This is a genomic window from Bacteroides coprosuis (genome assembly GCF_020741705.1).
In the GTDB taxonomy this organism is placed as follows: Bacteria; Bacteroidota; Bacteroidia; order Bacteroidales; family Bacteroidaceae; genus Bacteroides_E; species Bacteroides_E coprosuis.
In genome coordinates this window covers 17,401-35,968 of the sequence record NZ_DYYK01000168.1, presented here as the reverse complement: position 1 = coordinate 35,968, position 18,568 = coordinate 17,401, and the positions used below count along the sequence as shown (strand labels likewise).

At 34.7% G+C, this 18,568-nt stretch carries 14 protein-coding genes; 9 read left to right on the top strand and 5 right to left on the bottom strand.

Annotated elements, in window-relative coordinates:
- Nucleotides 1-504: 504 nt before the first annotated feature.
- Complete coding sequence (locus tag K8V80_RS10075) at nucleotides 505-2,112, bottom strand: sulfatase family protein (protein ID WP_276777618.1); 1,608 nt, start codon at nucleotides 2,110-2,112, stop codon at nucleotides 505-507.
- Nucleotides 2,113-2,400: 288 nt separating this feature from the next.
- Here K8V80_RS10075 and sucC point away from each other — a divergent pair, with 288 nt between their 5' ends.
- From sucC to K8V80_RS10050, 5 genes are all read left to right on the top strand, one after another.
- On the top strand, nucleotides 2,401-3,534 hold the full coding sequence (gene sucC, locus K8V80_RS10070; RefSeq protein ID WP_276777614.1) for an ADP-forming succinate--CoA ligase subunit beta: 1,134 nt from the start codon (nucleotides 2,401-2,403) through the stop codon (nucleotides 3,532-3,534).
- 30 nt (nucleotides 3,535-3,564) lie between these two features.
- On the top strand, nucleotides 3,565-4,440 hold the full coding sequence (sucD, locus tag K8V80_RS10065; RefSeq protein WP_276777611.1) for a succinate--CoA ligase subunit alpha: 876 nt from the start codon (nucleotides 3,565-3,567) through the stop codon (nucleotides 4,438-4,440).
- Nucleotides 4,441-4,658: 218 nt separating this feature from the next.
- A complete protein-coding gene (locus tag K8V80_RS10060; RefSeq protein WP_276777608.1) occupies nucleotides 4,659-5,495 on the top strand; it encodes a CvfB family protein in 837 nt (278 codons plus the stop codon).
- Nucleotides 5,496-5,594: 99 nt separating this feature from the next.
- Complete coding sequence (locus K8V80_RS10055; RefSeq protein ID WP_276777606.1) at nucleotides 5,595-6,620, top strand: hypothetical protein; 1,026 nt, start codon at nucleotides 5,595-5,597, stop codon at nucleotides 6,618-6,620.
- Nucleotides 6,621-6,775: 155 nt separating this feature from the next.
- Nucleotides 6,776-7,753, top strand: coding sequence for an ROK family protein (locus K8V80_RS10050; RefSeq protein WP_276777603.1), 978 nt, complete (start codon nucleotides 6,776-6,778; stop codon nucleotides 7,751-7,753).
- Nucleotides 7,754-7,948: 195 nt separating this feature from the next.
- Here the strand turns inward: K8V80_RS10050 and rplS are convergent, their stop codons facing one another.
- Nucleotides 7,949-8,302 (bottom strand): 50S ribosomal protein L19, encoded by a 354-nt coding sequence (rplS, locus tag K8V80_RS10045; RefSeq protein ID WP_006743994.1) that lies wholly within the window; start codon nucleotides 8,300-8,302, stop codon nucleotides 7,949-7,951.
- 183 nt (nucleotides 8,303-8,485) lie between these two features.
- Here rplS and K8V80_RS10040 point away from each other — a divergent pair, with 183 nt between their 5' ends.
- The 3 genes from K8V80_RS10040 to K8V80_RS10030 are packed head-to-tail and all read left to right on the top strand — an operon-like array spanning nucleotide 8,486 to nucleotide 13,180.
- Nucleotides 8,486-9,265: a 5'-nucleotidase C-terminal domain-containing protein gene (locus K8V80_RS10040; protein ID WP_006743995.1), complete on the top strand. Its 780-nt coding sequence runs from the start codon at nucleotides 8,486-8,488 to the stop codon at nucleotides 9,263-9,265.
- A gap of 21 nt (nucleotides 9,266-9,286) precedes the next feature.
- Nucleotides 9,287-10,159 carry a bifunctional metallophosphatase/5'-nucleotidase gene (locus K8V80_RS10035; protein WP_276777600.1) on the top strand — a complete coding sequence of 291 codons (873 nt, stop codon included), beginning with the start codon at nucleotides 9,287-9,289 and terminating at the stop codon, nucleotides 10,157-10,159.
- Between the two features lie 21 nt (nucleotides 10,160-10,180).
- Nucleotides 10,181-13,180, top strand: a complete 3,000-nt coding sequence (locus K8V80_RS10030; protein WP_276777598.1) for a glycoside hydrolase family 3 N-terminal domain-containing protein — start codon at nucleotides 10,181-10,183, stop codon at nucleotides 13,178-13,180.
- 53 nt (nucleotides 13,181-13,233) lie between these two features.
- Here the strand turns inward: K8V80_RS10030 and K8V80_RS10025 are convergent, their stop codons facing one another.
- Together K8V80_RS10025 and K8V80_RS10020 are read right to left on the bottom strand one after the other, a co-directional pair.
- A complete protein-coding gene (locus K8V80_RS10025) occupies nucleotides 13,234-13,587 on the bottom strand; it encodes a MarR family winged helix-turn-helix transcriptional regulator (protein WP_006743998.1) in 354 nt (117 codons plus the stop codon).
- Between the two features lie 12 nt (nucleotides 13,588-13,599).
- Complete coding sequence (locus K8V80_RS10020; RefSeq protein WP_276777595.1) at nucleotides 13,600-16,050, bottom strand: FAD-dependent oxidoreductase; 2,451 nt, start codon at nucleotides 16,048-16,050, stop codon at nucleotides 13,600-13,602.
- Nucleotides 16,051-16,343: 293 nt separating this feature from the next.
- Between K8V80_RS10020 and K8V80_RS10015 the strand changes: the two genes are divergently transcribed.
- Nucleotides 16,344-17,948, top strand: coding sequence for an L-lactate permease (locus K8V80_RS10015; RefSeq protein ID WP_423773076.1), 1,605 nt, complete (start codon nucleotides 16,344-16,346; stop codon nucleotides 17,946-17,948).
- A 114-nt stretch (nucleotides 17,949-18,062) separates the two neighbouring features.
- Here K8V80_RS10015 and K8V80_RS10010 read toward each other — a convergent pair whose 3' ends face one another.
- Entirely contained in the window at nucleotides 18,063-18,548 is a 486-nt protein-coding gene (locus K8V80_RS10010) for a GNAT family N-acetyltransferase (RefSeq protein WP_276777593.1), read from the bottom strand.
- Between the last annotated feature and the right edge of the window lie 20 nt (nucleotides 18,549-18,568).

Genomic DNA, 18,568 nt, shown 5'->3' with positions numbered 1-18,568 from the left:
AGCAAAGGACTGAAAATCCTTGTGTCCCTGGTTCGATTCCAGGTGGTACCACAAAAAGCCTCGAAGATTTTCTTCGAGGCTTTTTTATTTTAACTCGTAAAAAGTAGACTTTATTGATTTTATGAGATGCTTCTGAAAAGTTGTAGAATTAATAACTAAGTAATGACCTGGAGTAAGCATATTTGATTATATCAATACTACTTTAATAATATGAAATGGATTTACGATGACACCGACATGGTGATAACATATCGGTGTCATCGTTTCATCATGTCGGTGTCATGACGATATTATGACTTAGTCAAAAGGGCCTCTTATACACTTTCCAACAATGTTTTATCTAGAAAAAGATGAGCTTTGTTTTTTTGATGTAAATTCTAAAGGATTTCTATCTAAATAAACAGTTTATACGCAGTGTACGAGAAGTGTTTTTATCTTCCATTTCGTATTTATATCTGCTTTATTGTAAGCATTAACTTTTTTAGTTTAGAAGTATTATAAGTATCAATATTCATCTACCTTTAATTGCGTTCTATATGTGTTAAGTCTTTCTTGCAGATAAGCTACTTGTTCTTGGTATTCTTTGCTGTTGTATAGATTATTTAATTCTTTCGGATCTTTTTCTAAGTCATAAAACTCATTACAATTTAGGATGTAGTTTCCTTTGCTATCTTGTTCATAGAAGTGAATTAATTTAAATCTATCACTTCTTACTCCATCATGTCGTCTGACTTGATGAATAGCAGGGTAATCATAGTAATGATAATATAAATCTGCTCTCCAATTTTCTGGCTTTTCGCCTCCGAATAGTGGTTCAAGTGTTGTTCCACTCATCTCTTTGGGTTTTTCTATTCCTGCTAAAGATAAGAATGTAGGGGCATAGTCTATGTTTTGGACTAGTGCTTTCGTTCTACTTTGAGCTTTAATCTTTTTAGGATAGGCGATGAGTAGAGGTGTACGCATTGATTCTTCATACATAAATCGTTTGTCAAACCAGCCATGTTCTCCCATATAGAATCCTTGATCGGAGGTATAGACAATAATTGTATTTTCAGTTAGATTTTCTTTTTCTAGATAATCTAATATTCTACCTACTTCATCGTCAATAGATTTTATACATCTCAGATAGTCTCTTAAATATCTTTGATACTTCCATCTTAATATTTCATCCTTAGTCATAGAATTCTTGTTTTTCAAGAATTCTTGATTTTTAGGATGATATGCATTGTTCCAAACTTCAATTTCCTCGGGTGTCATCTGATCTGTAACTTCTTTTTTATAACCTTCGACATTCCATTCTTCACTATAAGGTTTTACATCCGCTAATTCATATATTTTTAAGTCATATACATAGGTCATGGTTTTATTAATTGTCATATCCTGTATATGTGCGGGTTCACATCTAGTTTCATAGTCATCGTAAAATGTATCAGGAATTGGAAACTCTATGTCCTCATAGAGATTTAAATATTTAGGTTCGGGTTGCCAATTTCGATGTGGTGCTTTGTGGTGGACAAGTAAACAAAAGGGTTTATCCTTATCTCTGTTTTTAATAAAATCAATCGATTTATTTGTAATAAGGTGAGTGGCATAACCTTTTTCTTGTTTGAATTCCCCATTGGAGCCTTTGTCTTTAAAGTAGGGGTTATAGTACTCTCCTTGATCATTGAGTACAGAATAGTAATCGAAACCTTTGGGTTCACATTGCATATGCCATTTGCCTACCACTGCTGTTTGATAATTATTTTGCTGTAATAGTTCACTAAAGAATGTTTTGGTCGTATCAATGCCAGCACCCAGAGTTCGCTGACCATTCTGATGGCTATATAGCCCTGTCATAAGGCACGCTCTACTAGGCGTTGAAAGAGAGTTTTCAACAAAAGCTTGTTCAAATAAGATTCCTTGTTTAGCTATGCGGTCAATATTTGGAGTAGGAGCGAGTTGTGATAGAGCATGCCCATAGGCACTTATAGTTTGATAGGAGTGATCGTCGGTCATTATGAAGACAATATTGGGTTGCTTTTCTTCTTTCTCTGTTTTGACCTGTGTACTGCATCCAGGCAGAATACTAGCTGTTAGGGCTAGGTAACCAATTCTTTGTAGGTTTTTCATAATTATAATTTAGAAATTAAAGGTATGGTTCTAAATTTAGGAATAAAAGGGTCTCTATTCTTTGTTTTTATTTATAAAATAGCTTAAAACAAGTGATTTATAAAATCAAGGAGTAATTTTTACAAAGAAAAATGTTGTTGTATTTAATCTTCGGTTGTTTTTGGAAAAATGGAAGTAATAATTGTTTGCAATGAATGCAAATTGTTGATTAATAGGCAGGTGTAAAGATTCGTCTAAGATAAACTTTTTTATTCTTCATAGTGTTAGGAGTCTAAAACCTATTATGCTATGAAATTATATGAATATCAGGCCAAGAGCGTATTCCAAGCTTATGGCATTCCTACCGAAAAGCATTATTTATGTTTCTCTCCTCAAGATGTGGTGGAGGTGTTTAAATCAAATCACTTAGATAAGGCTGTGTTAAAAGCACAAGTACTTACGGGGGGTAGAGGTAAAGCAGGTGGAGTAAAGCTTGTGAAATCTATTGAAGAAGCAGAATTAAGAGCTAAAGAGATTTTCGGAATGCAGATTAAGAATCTTTCCGTTCATCAGTTGTTAGTAAGTGAAGCGATTGAAATAAAAAAAGAATATTATGTAAGCATAACCTTAGATAGAACAACAAAGTCTATGGTTCTTATTTTATCTGCATCTGGAGGTATGGATATAGAACAAGTGGCTAAAGAAACTCCTGAAAAAGTTTTAAAATTTCCCATAGATCCATTTCATGGTATTTTTGATTTTCAAGCAAAAGAATATGCTTATTATTTATCTAGTGATATAAAAGAGGTAAATCAAATAGCCTCAATTTTAAAAAAGCTCTATCATCTTTTTGTTGAGAAGGATGCCTCTTTGGCAGAAATAAACCCTTTGGTGTTATGTGGAAATGGAAAGGTACTCGCCATTGATGGAAAAATGGATATTGATAATAATGCAAAATATCGCCAACCAGAGATTGTCTCGATGTATAAGCCTTCTGGATCAGAAATAATTGAGGAAAAAGCTAAGGAAAAAGGATTTAGCTATGTTCAGTTAGATGGTGATATTGGTTGTATGGTTAATGGTGCAGGTCTGGCAATGACCACAATGGATATGATTCAACTTTATGGAGGCAAACCAGCTAACTTCTTAGACATTGGAGGAAGTTCTAATCCGCAAAAAGTAATTGATGCAATGGAAATTCTTGTTTCTGATCCAAATGTTAAGTCTGTGTTGATTAATATTTTTGGTGGGATTACGCGTTGTGATGATGTAGCAAGAGGATTGCAAGAAGCTTTTAAAACGATAAAAGTAGATATTCCCGTTATCGTACGCCTAACTGGAACGAATGAAGAATTGGGTAGAGCGATGTTGAAAGATACGCCACTAACTGTAGCCCAGACTATGGATGAGGCTACTGAATTAGCTGTAAAAGCATCTCGTTAATAGATCATCATAATCGTAAAAAATAGTACTATGAGTATTCTAATAGATAAAAAAACCAAAGTTTTAGTTCAGGGAATTACAGGTAGAGATGGTAGTTTTCATACAGAGAAGATGCTTCATTCTCATACTCAAATTGTAGCAGGAACTTCTCCTGGAAAAGGAGGAACGACCATTCATGGTGTACCTGTTTTTAATTTAGTGAGTGAAGCAGTGGAAAAGACGGGAGCAAATACTTCTATTATTTTTGTTCCTGCACCTTTTGCTGCTGATGCGATAATGGAAGCAGCAGCCAGTGGTATTCAACTCATCATTTGTATTACTGAGGGTATACCTACTATTGATGTAGTTAAGGCTTACAAATATGCAACTCGTAAAGGGGCTCTTTTAATCGGTCCAAATTGCCCTGGATTGATGTCTTCTGAAGAAAGCTTAGTAGGTATTTTGCCTGCACAGATCTTTAAGAAAGGTCCTATTGGGGTAGTAAGTCGAAGTGGGACTTTAACCTATGAGGTGGTATATCAGCTCTCCAAAGCAGGGTTAGGTCAGTCAACAGCCGTAGGTATTGGTGGTGATCCTGTTGTGGGACTTTACTTTATTGACATCTTAAGAAGATTTGAGTTAGATCCAGAAACCAAAGGAATTGTTTTAATTGGTGAAATTGGTGGTGATGCAGAAGAGCGTGCTGCCGAATACATCCGTGAGCATGTAAGTAAGCCTGTTGTAGCATTTATTGCTGGACGTTCTGCTCCAGCAGGAAAACAGATGGGCCATGCTGGGGCTATAATTTCAAGTGGAAGTGGTACAGCAGAAGAAAAAATAGAGAGTTTGAAAGCAGCTGGTGTAAAGGTTGCTCAAAAGCCATCGGAAATACCTCAATTGATGAAAGATATTTTATTCAATAAATAGAGGGTTAATATAATGTGTTTATTATAGGCTCTAAGAATTACTCTTAGAGCCTTTTTGTAAATGAAAGGATAAAGTAGATTGATAGATACTTGTAAGAAGCTATAAATCAATCGATAAATCTAAATATTATAGGGATATCTATTGAAATATACGAGCTTATAATTCTTGTGAGCTTATAATTACTTATCTTTGAGGTATTCAAAAACCGAAAGAAGAATATGAAGATTCAGTTAGGACGTTTTAATACGCTAAATATTGTAAAAGAAGTTGATTTTGGTCTTTACCTAGATGGTGGAGATTATGGTGAAATCTTATTGCCATCCCGATATGTTCCCGAAGAATATGTTATAGGGGAACCTATCAGTGTGTTCTTATATCTTGATATGGATGAGAGAATGATTGCTACAACTCTAACTCCTCATATCCAAGTCGGCGAGTTTGGTTATTTAGAAGTGTCATGGATTAATGAATTTGGAGCATTTCTAGATTGGGGCTTGATGAAAGATCTGTTTGTACCTTTCCGTGAACAAAAGATGAGCATGGGAGTGGGTAATAAATATATTGTTTACGCTCATGTTGATGAAGAATCTTATCGTATTGTAGGTTCTGCAAAAGTAGAAAAATTCCTATCTAAAGAGCAGCCTCCATACGCAGAAGGCGATGAAGTAGAAATCTTGATTTGGCAGAAATCTGATTTAGGTTTTAAAGCTATTATTGATAATAAATATGGTGGACTGATTTATGATAATGAAGTATTTCAGCCTCTTTACACAGGTATGCGCTTAACTGCCTTTATTAAGCAAGTTCGTGAAGATGGTAAAATAGATTTGATACTCCAAGAGAGCGGGCGTAAGCACGTACTTGATTTTTCTGAAACCTTACTAGACTATCTAGGTAGGAATGGTGGTCAAACCATGTTAAATGATAAGAGTCCTGCTGAAGAGATCTATGAGATTTTTGGTGTTAGTAAGAAGGTTTTTAAAAAGGCCGTGGGTGATTTGTATAAGCGAAGAGAGATAAAACTTGAGCCAGGTAAAATCATTTTGAATAAATAAGAGAATAGGGAAAGCCCTATTTTTGTTAGTAATATTTGCTAGGATGGGGGATTTTCTCATCCTAGTTTTGTTTGTATCAAAATCAACAAACCAATAGTTATGAAAAGGTATAGATATTTCATCGCAGTAGTAGCTTTTCTATTGATAAGCACTAATATATTTGCCTATGGGTATAATACAAGAGAGCAGGCTAGATTCTTAACAGATAAAATGACCTATGAATTGGGACTGAATCCAAGACAATATACTGATGTATTTGAAATAAATTACGATTTTATCAATGCAGCTGAAAGTCTAAGATATGATATTCTGAGAGGTAATTCTGCAGCTTTAGATCGTTATTATAGTTTGCTAGACTATCGGAATCAAGATATTTATTGGGTGTTGAACTCCCGACAATATCGTAGCTTTACCAGTAGAAATTATTTTTACCGTCCTATTTATAGGAGTGGTAGCAATTGGGGATTGAGAATTTTTATTAATTACACCAATCATAATCATTATTATTATGCACCTCCTACCAATTATAGATATTATAATGGTAGATCTTATCGAGGGCAAGGGCAGAACTATTATTATAGAGATCGTTATTCTCATTCACGTTCAGGGAAATATAATTCTTTTCACTCCAATCAAAGGCGATATAATAATGCCCGAAAAGAAGACTTTGGATATAGAGATAAGAGATCTTACAAGAATAGAAAAGAATCTTACTCCAGAGATTATAGACCAAATGAGAATCGTCGAAATATAGAATCTTCAAGAAATAATGTTGATAGAAATCGTTCTTCTCATCGCAATAAAAAAGAATATACTAGACCTAATAATGAAGTTCGTAGAGAAGCGATTGATAGAAGACCACAAACTCGTCCAGAAACAAGAGAAGTAAGACCTAGCCGAGGAGTAAATAATCACAACCCTAACAGGGCAAATAGAAGTAGTGAGAATAGTAGAAGTTCGGTAAGATCAAGAGGTACAAACGAGAGTCATTCTAATAGAAGTGTTGAGCGTAGAAGTAGAAATAACAATACTTCTCAATCAGAAAGATCTAGAGCAAGGAGTACTCAGTCGAGAGCACTTTCTGAAAATGCTAAAAAAGCATCTTTCACTGTTTATGCCAGATAGTTATAAAGTTCATGAGTATCAACACGGAAAACATCATTTAAAACCTTAAAAAATCTATATTTGGTCAGATTATTAAATTGAATAATTTTGTAATGCCAATCTTCTTTACGAATTTTGTGAGATATAAAAAATAGTAATCCTTTAATTAAAATATAATGAATTCTAACATGGAAAGACCCTATGTAGTAGGGATAGATATAGGTGGAACTAATACAGTCTTTGGGATTGTTGATGCTCGTGGTAATATTATAGATAGTGGATCTGTAAAAACTCAGACTTATCTATCTCCAGATAAATACGTAGAGGATGTTTGTAAAAACCTTCTTCCATTAATTGAAAAGAATGGTGGCGTTGAAAAAATTAAAGGTATTGGTGTAGGTGCTCCTAATGGTAACTATTATACAGGTACCATAGAGTTTGCTCCAAACTTGCCATGGAAAGGTGTTATACCTTTGGCTGCCATGTTTGAAGAACGCCTTAATATACCTACAGCATTAACCAATGATGCTAATGCGGCAGCAATTGGTGAAATGACTTATGGTGCTGCTCGTGGTATGAAAGACTTTATCATGATTACACTTGGTACAGGTGTAGGTAGTGGTTTGGTTATTAATGGTCAAATGGTTTATGGTCATGATGGGTTTGCAGGGGAGCTGGGACACGTTTGTGTAGATCGTCAACATGGTAGACCTTGTGGTTGTGGGCGTAAAGGTTGTCTTGAAACTTACTGCTCTGCTACAGGTGTTGCTCGTACTGCTCGTGAAATTTTAGCATCTCATACAGAGCCTAGTTTGTTGAGAGATGTTCCTGCTGAAAAAATAACATCAAAAGATGTTTTCGATGCAGCAGAAAAGGGGGATGAGATAGCAAAAGAAATTTTTGAATTTACAGGGAAGATTCTCGGTGAAGCTCTTTCTGATTTTATTGCATTCTCAAGTCCTGAAGCTATTGTTCTATTTGGAGGTTTAACAAAATCGGGTGATTATATTATGAAACCGATCCATAAAGCAATGGAAGATAATGTCTTGAATATCTATAAAGGCAAAACAAGATTATTAATCTCTGAACTTAAAGATTCTGATGCTGCTGTTCTTGGAGCAAGTGCTCTTGCTTGGGAATTGAAAGATTTATAGAATATAAGATCTAAAGAAGATATACAATATGATGAGTCTGTCTAACATTAAAGTTGGGCAGACTCATTTTTTTATACTGAATTCTTTTCTATCCTATTCTGGAATAGTAGATTAAAGAAGAATAAAGTTTTCCTTATTAGAGATAAAAAAAGGCTGCACAATGGCAGCCTTAATATCTTATAAAGAAAAATAGAATTAAGCGTTAACTCTTCTTTCTTTAATTCTAGCTCTCTTACCAGTACGTTCACGTAGGTAGTAAAGTTTAGCACGACGTACGCGACCCACTTTGTTCACTTCGATATTATCAATAGCTGGTGATTCAATTGGGAAAATACGTTCAACACCTACAGTACCAGACATTTTACGAACAGTAAAACGTTTTTTGTCACCATGACCTGCAATTTTGATAACTACACCACGGTAAAGCTGTACACGTTCTTTGGTACCTTCAATAATACGATAGGCTACAGTTACTGTGTCCCCTGCTTTAAAGCTTGGATGCTGCTTACCAGTAGCGAATGCTTCCTCTGCAATTTTAATTAAATCCATTATTCTAATTATTATAAGTTTATCGTTATAACGCAACATATCAAGCAACACTTCATGACAGCGATTACGTCAAAGCGGTGCAAAGTAACTAATTATTTGTAAGATTGCCAAAAGAATGATTGTTAAAAAGAGTAAGAACTAGGCTCAAAATCTTATCTTTGCTTTGAATAAAGGATAATATTTATGAGAAAGAATGTATTTAGAAGTCAAGGGATAACTGCGTTATCTTTAGCACTTATATTGGGTTTGAGTTCTTGCAGCCCAAAACAAAAGTATCAAATTTCTAATATTGAAGGTAATGCTATAACTATTGATTCAATATGGGATAAACAACCAAATCAAGAGGCAGTAGATATTCTTGCTCCTTATAAAGCGGGTGTAGATAGTGTCATGAATCAAGTTGTGGGGTATAGTAAGGAAACACTAAATAAATATCGTCCAGAAAGTCCTTTGTCCAATTTAATTGCAGATGTTTTACGTGAAGCAGCTACAGATGTTATTGGTCATCCAGCAGATTTAGCTTTGATGAATATTGGTGGAATAAGAAATATATTACCTGCAGGAAACATTACTACAGGTACAGTCTTTGAAATTCTTCCATTTGAAAACTCTCTTTGTGTATTGCAGATTAAAGGAAAGTTTGTAAAAGAGTTGATGAAGAATATCGCTACCGTACAAGGTGAAGGAGTGAGTAACATAGAGTTGGTTATAACCAAAGAGGGAGATGTTATTTCTGCTAAGGTGGGAGACAAAGAGATTGATGATGAAAAAATATATTCATTAGCTACTATAGATTATCTAGCAGATGGTAATGATGGAATGACAGCCCTAATGCAGCAAGAGTCTAGAGAATGTCCAGCAGGAGCTACTTTGCGTGGTCTATTTATGGAGTATGTAAAAAAACAAACAGCTCAAGGTAAAGAGGTTTATGCAAAGATTGAAGGTAGAATTCAGGTAAAATAAAGAATTTTAAAGAAGGAAAAAATGACTAAATACAATTTAAATAAAAATATAATAGTAGTTCTTTGCTTATTAGTAAGTGGATTTGGATCTATAGCTTATGGTCAAGTAAAAGAGCTTTATGTTTTTCATACCAATGATACACATAGTAGGATTGAGCCGATAGATAAAACCTCTTCCGATAAATATGCGGGTAAAGCAGGGTATGTAAGAAGGGCTACTGCTGTAGAGCAACTCCGTCAGGAACATAAGAATATGTTGCTTTTTGATTGTGGTGATTTCTCTCAGGGAACTCCTTATTATAATATGTATAAAGGAGAAGTTGAGATAAATTTGATGAATGCTATAGGATATGATGCAGCTACTATTGGAAATCATGAATTCGATTTTGGTTTAGAAAATATGGCTCGTCTATTTAAAATGGCAAATTTCCCAATCGTATGTGCAAACTATGGTTTTGAAGGTACAGTTTTAGAATCACTAGTGAAACCTTATATTATTTTAAATAAGGATGGTTTGAAGATTGGTGTATTTGGACTTAGTCCTAAAATGGAGGGACTTGTTCAAGCCTCTAATTGCGAAGGTGTAACTTATCAAGATCCTATCGAGATAGCTAATAAGGTAGCTCATCACCTTAAGATGGAAGAAGATTGTGATGTTGTTATTTGTTTATCACACTTAGGCCTTAGACCATCTGCTTTAAATCAAGATAGTGATCAAGTATTGGTACGCAACACGGCTAATATTGATGTTGTGCTTGGTGGTCACTCTCATACATTTATGAAAGAACCAGAAATTGTTTTAAATAAAGAAGGAAAGAGCGTACCTATTTCACAAATGGGAAAAAATGGTGTATTTTTAGGAGAGTTTAAGATAACCTTTGAACCTGCTAAGTAACAAACAACTTAAAAGAACACTATGTTAAAGAAAATAATAACTATTGCTTTATTGTCAATAGTCGTATTTACAGGAAAGGCTCAAGTTGAGCCTTTTGTTTTAAATGGAAATCCTACAGAGATAGCAAAAAGAGAAGCTTGGGTAGATTCGGTATATAATCAAATGAGTTTGGAACAACGAGTCGGACAATTATTTATTTTTACTATTGCTCCTCAAATGAATAAGCAGAATCAAGCACAGCTAAAGAAGGTTGTTCAAGATTATCATGTAGGAGGATTATTATTTTCAGGAGGGGAGGTAGCAAATCAAGTTAAACTTACTAATATGGCTCAGGAGTGGGCAGAGACTCCTCTGATGATTACTTTTGATGGGGAATGGGGTTTGGCTATGCGATTAAAGAATACACCTAAGTTTCCTAGGAATATGGTATTGGGTTCTATTACCGATGAAACACTACTTTATGCTTATGGCAAAGAAATGGGTAGAGAGTGTAGAGAAATGGGTGTTCATGTGAATTTTGCTCCTGTAGGAGATGTTAATGTGAATCCGAATAACCCAGTAATCAATACTCGTTCTTTTGGTGAAAATCCTCAAAACGTAGCTAATAAAGTTATAGCTTATAGTAAAGGACTAGAAAGCCAAGATGTGTTATCTGTTACCAAACACTTTCCTGGTCATGGAGATACTAATGTAGATTCTCATAAAGCTTTACCTATACTTCCTTTTGATAGAGCAAGGTTGGACTCGGTAGAACTTTATCCGTTTAAAGCCTTAATTGAGGCAAAATTAGGCGGAGTAATGGTAGGGCATTTGGATGTTCCTGCTTTAGGGACCAAATCGGGAGAGCCTTCTTCTTTATCTTATTCTGTTGTTCAAAAAACATTGAAAGACTCATTGGGTTTTACTGGATTAGTCTTTACAGATGCCTTAGCAATGAAGGGTGCTGGATCACATGGGGGAGTTTGTTTGAAAGCTATTCAGGCTGGAAATGATATGTTGCTTACTCCACCTCAAATAAAAAGAGAGCTAAATTTGGTGGTTGAGGCTGTAAAAAAAGGTGTTTTACAAGAGAGAATTATCGAAGAGAAGTGTAAGAAAATTTTAACTTATAAATATGCTTTAGGACTAGATAAGCCTCAACGCATTCAACTCTCTGGATTAGACCAACGTATTAATACTCCCGAAGCTAAAGAGTTAATAAAGCAAATCGAATTGTCAGCGATTACTTTAATCAAAAATGTAGGAGCTACATTACCTCTACACCCTAGTATTAAAAAAGTGGCATTAGTTTATAGTGGATCTGCAGATGAATACAATACTTTATCTAACTCATTAGCGAGTGAATATACTGTTGATAAAATAGCTATTGATCCTTCTTTATCTGTGGCTTCAAGAAATTCTTTACTAAATAAGCTTGAAAAGTATGATCGAGTATTTGTTTGCTTGTCCGATAAAAACTTAGAGAGATATGATACATACTTTGAGGTTCTTCAAACTAATAGACCTTTAAGCTTTATCTTCTTTACAGGAGGGCAAAACTTACGTAAGATGGAAAAGAGTATTAAAAATGCTGAAGCAGCAATTTTAGCACATGCCAATGATACTCATATTCAAGAAGGTGTAAGCCAAGTATTACGTGGTACCCGAATAGCATCTGGAAGATTAGCAGTAAGTATTGGTGTAACCTATCCTGCAGGTACAGGAGTATTAAAAGTAGAAGAAGAAATTGAAGGTGATACTAAGTATTTAGCAGAAGATCTTGGATTTATCCCATCAGTTTTAGAACAGATAGATTCTATTATGTTGGAATCTATCCAAGAAGGAGCATTTACAGGGGCACAAGTAGCCGTATTGAAAGATGGGCATTTTGCCTATCATAAATCTTTTGGCTCTTATACGGGGGATGGTTCTCACACAGTAAATAATGATAACTTTTTTGATTTGGCTTCATTATCAAAAACAACAGGTACTTTACTAGCTATAATGAAGCTATATGATAGTGGAAAGTTGAATTTATCCGATCGGATATCAGATTTTATCCCCGAATTGAAGAGTACAGATAAGCAAAATATAACGATTCAAGAATTACTATTTCATGAGTCGGGAATGCCAGCAGGATTATCTGTCTATGATGAAATTATAGATAAAAAAAGCTTTGTAGGGTCACTATATAAGAATAAAAAAGACGCTAAACATACAGTTAGATTGGGGTCAAGATTATGGGCTAATCCAAACTATAAGTTTGAAAAAGGGTTAGTATCCTCAGTGAAAACAGATAAACATACTCTTCAAGTGGCTGATAATTTATGGTTTGATTCATCTATTAAGGATCGTATGATGGAGGTGATTATGGATAAATCTCTTTTGAGTAAAAAGTATCGTTATAGTTGTCTTGGATTTATTTTATTACAGCGAGCAGTTGAAAATATATCTGGTATGAAGATGGATGAGTTCTTGGAGCAAAATTTTTATGAGCCCATGAAGCTTGAAATCATGTACAATCCTTTAACTAAAATAAATAAAGAACAAATAATACCCTCTAATGATGATCGTTTTTTTAGGAAAGAAGTCTTACAAGGTTATGTGCATGATGAAACTGCAGCATTATTAGGAGGAGTTTCTGGTAATGCAGGATTATTTGGTAGATCAGAAGATGTAGCTCGTGTTTACCAAATGCTTTTGGATGGGGGAGTTTATCAGGGAAAAAGATATTTAGGTGAAAGCACCTGTAAGTTGTTTACAACGAAAAAATCAAAAATTAGTAGGAGAGGGCTAGGTTTTGATAAGCCTAATTCCATAAAAGGACAATCTAGTCCATGTAGTGAATCTACTCCTTTGGAAACTTTTGGTCATACTGGTTTTACTGGTACTTGTGCCTGGGCAGATCCTGTTCATAACTTAGTTTATGTTTTTTTGAGTAACCGTATTTATCCCTCGGTATGGCCTAATAAATTATCTTCTTTGGAAGTAAGAAAGAAAGTACAAGAAATAATATATCAATCGTTAAAAGAAGAGATATAGATTGAATAAAATAAGAAAAGCAGCGATCGCTGCTTTTCTTATTTTCCTATATCCTATTTAAATAGAGGCTTTATTAGTTGGGGTATTTCAATATTATCTGCTAGAATCTTTTTAAGGAGCTTTTGCCCATTCTCTGTAAGGCTAAAAAACATTTGTCGTTTATCTTCTTTTCCAAGACTTCTAACGATAAGTCCTTTATCTTCTATACCACCTATTATTTTAGAAGTATGAGCAGGTTTTAACTCAGTACGCTCAGATAGGGCTGAAGATGTCATTTCTGAATCAGCCTCTTTTAAAGAACATAATATCATGGCTTCGTTAAGAGTTACCCCGTATGCTGTCTCAAAAGAGTTTTCAAATTCCGATAGCGCCTTATACAGGTCCCTCATAACGCATATTGTTTTCATATTCCTTTCTTTTTAGATGAATAAATTACCATTGGCTTGATCGGCTCGCTCCATATAGGTTGCTACTCCACCAATAGTTACTTCTGGTAAAAGTTCTTCTTTATCAACTCCCATTACGTCCATAGACATTTGACAAGCAATAAATTCTACTCCAGACATAAGAGCCTGTCTGCGTAAAGATTCTAAGGAGTCAATGTTTTTTGACTTCATAACGTAACGCATCATTTTACGTCCCATGCCACCCATATTCATTTGAGATAACTTCAGTTTTTTAGAGTCTGAAGGCATCATCATGCTAAACATTCTACTGATTAAATCTTTCTTAAGTTTTGGTTTATTAGCTCTCTTAATAACATTTAATCCCCAGAAAGTGAAAAATATGGTAACTTTTTGTCCTGTGGCTGCGGCTCCATTTGCCAAAATAAATGTAGCAAGGGCCTTGTCTAAATTATCGCTGAACATGATGAATGTTTTACCTTTAGGCGAAGATACAGCTTTTGCACTATTTGAATCTTCTGGGGAACTCTTTTTTATTAAAATAGTGTGTTTCCCTTTTTCTGAATTCTTACTGATGAATTGATTTCCAGTAGATCCGCACCAAGCTTCAGCATCTCTAGCAAAAGCAGGATCAGTAGATGTGATTTGTATGCATTGGTTGGGTTCAATTTCATCAATGCTTTGTTTCAATTTCATAATTGGACCTGGACATTGAAGACCACAAGCATCAATTTTTATTGTTTCTGAAGGAATTGTGTTTTCTTTTATTTCGTTTGCACGTATGCTATTATTTGAACTATCATTCTTTTTGGGAGTTGTATCTATTGTTGCAGCCTTGTAGATTTTTGTACCACCACTCAGGCTATATATATTGGTAAATCCTTGTCCCGCAAGTAATCGATAAGCAAGATAACCTCTCAAGCCAACAGCACAGAATAAATAAACATCCTTATCTTTAGGAATGTCATTTAACCTATTTCTCATATCATCGAGAGGGATATTTAAGGACCCCTGGAGTGTACTTACAGCACATTCTGCTTCAGTACATACATCGACTAATACCACTTTATTTAAATCAGCGTTTTTTAGATCTCTCCAAGTAACTATTTTAAGTTTGCCTTTCAGAATGTTTTCAGCCGTATATCCTGCAATTGCTACAGGGTCTTTAGCTGAAGCAAAAGGAGGAGCATAAGCATGTTCTACCGCCATTAAATCATATATCGTTCCTTGGTGTTTGATAATAAGTGCTATTTGATCTATTCTTTTATCTACTCCATCATAGCCTACTATTTGTGCTCCATATAATTTTCCATCTTTAGGTGAGAATGTTATTTTGATACTTAAAGGTAGTGCATCTGGATAGTATCCTGCATGTGAGCTGCCATGAGTTGTAGATGAAAGATATTCTATACCTTCTTGTTTTAATCTTTTTGCAGGCAACCCTGTAGAGGCTACTGTTAAGTCGAAGACTTTAGCTATTGCTGTACCTATAGCACCTTCATACTCTCTATTATCTCCAAGAATATTATCTCCTGCAATTCTACCTTGTCTATTGGCTGGTCCTGCAAGATAATTTAACCAGGGCTTACCTGTGATAGGATGTGGAAATTCAATAGCATCACCGATAGCATAAATATCTTTATCTGACGTTTGAAGTTGTTTGTTGACTTTAATCCCACCTGTCGTTCCAAGTTCTAAATTAGCTTCTTTAGCTAGAGTTGTAAGAGGACGAACACCTATAGATAAAATTACTAAATCTGTTTGTAGTTGTTTTCCACTTTTAAAGTTTACTATAAGTCCTGCATCCTTTTTCTCAAAGGAAGTTACAGCCTCCTTTAGATAGAGATCTACATTTTTTTCCAATAAGTGTTGATGTACAAGAGAAGCCATAGAAAAATCAATAGGCGCCATTACTTGGTCAGCCATTTCTACAATTGAAACTTTTGCTCCAGCTTCTTGTAAATTTTCAGCCATTTCTAAACCAATAAAACCACCTCCTATAACTACAGCATTTTTTACATTTCTATTATCAATAAAGGCTTTTATTTGGTCGGTGTCATTTACATTTCGAAGAGTAAATATGCCTTCGCTATCAATGCCAGGCAAAGGAGGTTTAACTGGTGTTGCACCAGTTGAGATAAGTAATTTATCATAGGATTCTTCATAAGAGCTTCCATCATCTTTTTTGATTTGAATGGTTTTGTCTTCTTTGTTAATATGTATAACCTCACTATTAGTGCGAACATCAATATTAAATCTGTTTCCGAATGATTCAGGTGTTTGCACAAATAGCCTATCTCTATCAGTAATTACTCCTCCTATATAATAAGGTAATCCACAATTGGCATATGAAATGTATTGCCCTTTTTCCAAAAGGATAATTTCTACTTTCTCGTTGTTTCGTCTAATTCTTGCTGCAGTAGTAGCTCCACCTGCAACTCCTCCGATAATTACAATCTTGCTCATTATTATTCTTTGTTATAAATAGTTTCCTAAGGAAATAACATTTACTGTGTAGTAAAGGTTCATTTTTTACGAGAAAAAGTTTGAAAGGACCGTGAAAACAAATCAATATTTGTATATTGGAGAAATATTTCTGTAAGTAATTATGAAAGGCTGTTGTTTGCTATAAAGTTGCATAACTTCTGTATTTATGTGCATTACAGTATAGATAGTAAATAGAGGATATGCGGTATAGTGATTGATAATTACTTATGAAATAATAATTAACCTTTTATTTTTTATCTAAATTCAATACGATGAATACTATGTTATTAACCGCTGCACAAGACATGATGCTCAATGTAAATTGGCTAGATGTGTTGATGGCAGTAATTCCTGTTTTACTCTTAATTATTTTATTGGGGGTGATGAAAGTGTCTGGAGACAAAAGTGCTGTGCTTACATTGGTGGCTACTATTATTATTGGAATAGTAGGTTTTAAATTCCCTATTGCTGATACAGGACTTGCAGTATGGTATGGCATACTTAAAGCTATTTTCCCTATTCTTATTATTATTGTGATGGCTATTTTTAGTTACCAAATATTGGTTTATACTAAAAAAATGGAAATCATAAAGAGTCAATTTACCTCTATCTCGTCTGATAAATGTATTCAAGTATTGTTGTTGACTTGGGGCTTTGGGGGGTTACTCGAAGGTATGGCTGGGTTTGGTACTGCTGTAGCTATCCCTGCTGCTATTCTTATTAGTTTGGGTTTTAAACCCGTGTTTGCAGCTGTTGTCAGTTTAATAGCGAATAGTGTTGCTACAGGATTCGGTGCTGTGGGTACTCCCGTAATTGTGTTGGCACAGCAAGCTGGCGTAGAAAGTATTCAAACTTTAAGTACACAGATTGTTGTTCAGCTATCTCCATTAATGTTTATCATTCCATTTATTTTATTATTTATGACAGACTCTCGAATGAAGTCAGTCCCTCGTCATATTATATTAAGTATATTGGTTGGTGGAGTTTCTTTATTTGTACAATATATAGCTGCTAGGCATATGGGAGCAGAGACTCCTGCTATCTTAGGAAGTATAGCTTCTATTATAGTTATAATCGCTTATGCTAAACTCTTCCCTACAAAAGAAGATAAAGAGAATAAAAGAGAGAAGGAACACTTTACTTTTAGTCAGATTCTTAAAGCATGGAGTGTTTATGGCTTGATTCTTTTACTTGTAATATTAACAAGTCCAATACTACCATTTAGAGCTTCACTAATGGAAATGGTAAGTACTACTTGGACATTCTCTATATTTGACTCTACGGCTGGTGAGGCACTGAATAGATCTCTTTCTGTTTATTGGTTGGTAGATACAGGTATACTATTATTCTTAGGTTCTATAATAGGAGGTTTAATTCAAGGAGCTTCTATAGGTGAACTATTCAAATTACTGGGTAAGGTGTTAAAGATGCAATATAAAACTATTATTACTGTTTGTTCTTTGATAGCCCTATCCTCTATTATGGATTTCTGCGGCATGATAGGTGTTCTTGGTATTGCACTAGCTACCTTAACAGGTCCTCTATATCCATTATTTGCTCCAACAGTAGGTTGTTTAGGAACATTCCTTACAGGTAGTGACACTTCTTCAAACATTCTATTTGGTAAGTTACAAGCTTCAGTAGCTCATGCCACAGGTGCTGATCCTAGTTGGTTGGCTGCAGCCAATACAGCAGGAGCAACAGGTGGCAAAATTATATCACCACAAAGTATCGCTGTGGCTACTTCTGCATGTGGTCAGCAAGGTCAAGAAGGTGCAATTATGAAGAAGGCTATTCCTTTTGCTTTAATCTACATTGTTGTAGCAGGGCTTATGGTGTACTTCGTTCCTAAAATTGTAGGAGCTGTTGTTTTTTAATTTAATAAAGATTTTAATATTTGGTATAAAGAAGGCTGTCACGTGACAGCCTTCTTGTTTTGTATATGTTTGATCTTTGAATTTCAACTATCACAAAGGTTACTATTATATATTCTATATGGTTTTCTGATAAGCTATCCTAGGCGTACCATCATCCGTATAAATAATGCCACATTTTACAAAGTTCTCAGTATCTAGAATGTGTTGCATAGGTTTGTTGTCAGTATGTGTATCAATCCTTATATTTGGGTGTTGTTGGAAGCACCATTGGATGATTCTTCTGCCTAATCCTTTTATTTGACCATTGCTAGCTATGCGATGAATTGTAATATAAGGGTCTTCATTTATCCAATTTCCTTGTACTATTTTTAAATAAGTAGAATCAACTCCTCTAATACATGCAAAAGTTCCAAGGATTGAATTTTGTTCTCTACAAATAAAACAGTTTTGATTGTTTATGTCGTTTAAGAGCACTTCTTGAGATGGATAATTATCTTGCCACTGGGAAGAATTACCCATTTTCTTCATTTCGGCTCTTGCAAAAGAAAATATTTCTAGGATAATTTGTAAATCTTGAACTGTAGCTAATTCTATTGTCATGACTTTTATTTCTAAAGTAT

Coding starts and splice junctions, on each gene's coding strand:
- K8V80_RS10075 (WP_276777618.1), bottom strand. CDS start 2,112: ATGAAAAACCTACAAAGAATTGGTTACCTAGCCCTAACAGCTAGTATT.
- sucC (WP_276777614.1), top strand. CDS start 2,401: ATGAAATTATATGAATATCAGGCCAAGAGCGTATTCCAAGCTTATGGC.
- sucD (WP_276777611.1), top strand. CDS start 3,565: ATGAGTATTCTAATAGATAAAAAAACCAAAGTTTTAGTTCAGGGAATT.
- K8V80_RS10060 (WP_276777608.1), top strand. CDS start 4,659: ATGAAGATTCAGTTAGGACGTTTTAATACGCTAAATATTGTAAAAGAA.
- K8V80_RS10055 (WP_276777606.1), top strand. CDS start 5,595: ATGAAAAGGTATAGATATTTCATCGCAGTAGTAGCTTTTCTATTGATA.
- K8V80_RS10050 (WP_276777603.1), top strand. CDS start 6,776: ATGAATTCTAACATGGAAAGACCCTATGTAGTAGGGATAGATATAGGT.
- rplS (WP_006743994.1), bottom strand. CDS start 8,302: ATGGATTTAATTAAAATTGCAGAGGAAGCATTCGCTACTGGTAAGCAG.
- K8V80_RS10040 (WP_006743995.1), top strand. CDS start 8,486: ATGAGAAAGAATGTATTTAGAAGTCAAGGGATAACTGCGTTATCTTTA.
- K8V80_RS10035 (WP_276777600.1), top strand. CDS start 9,287: ATGACTAAATACAATTTAAATAAAAATATAATAGTAGTTCTTTGCTTA.
- K8V80_RS10030 (WP_276777598.1), top strand. CDS start 10,181: ATGTTAAAGAAAATAATAACTATTGCTTTATTGTCAATAGTCGTATTT.
- K8V80_RS10025 (WP_006743998.1), bottom strand. CDS start 13,587: ATGAAAACAATATGCGTTATGAGGGACCTGTATAAGGCGCTATCGGAA.
- K8V80_RS10020 (WP_276777595.1), bottom strand. CDS start 16,050: ATGAGCAAGATTGTAATTATCGGAGGAGTTGCAGGTGGAGCTACTACT.
- K8V80_RS10015 (WP_423773076.1), top strand. CDS start 16,344: ATGAATACTATGTTATTAACCGCTGCACAAGACATGATGCTCAATGTA.
- K8V80_RS10010 (WP_276777593.1), bottom strand. CDS start 18,548: ATGACAATAGAATTAGCTACAGTTCAAGATTTACAAATTATCCTAGAA.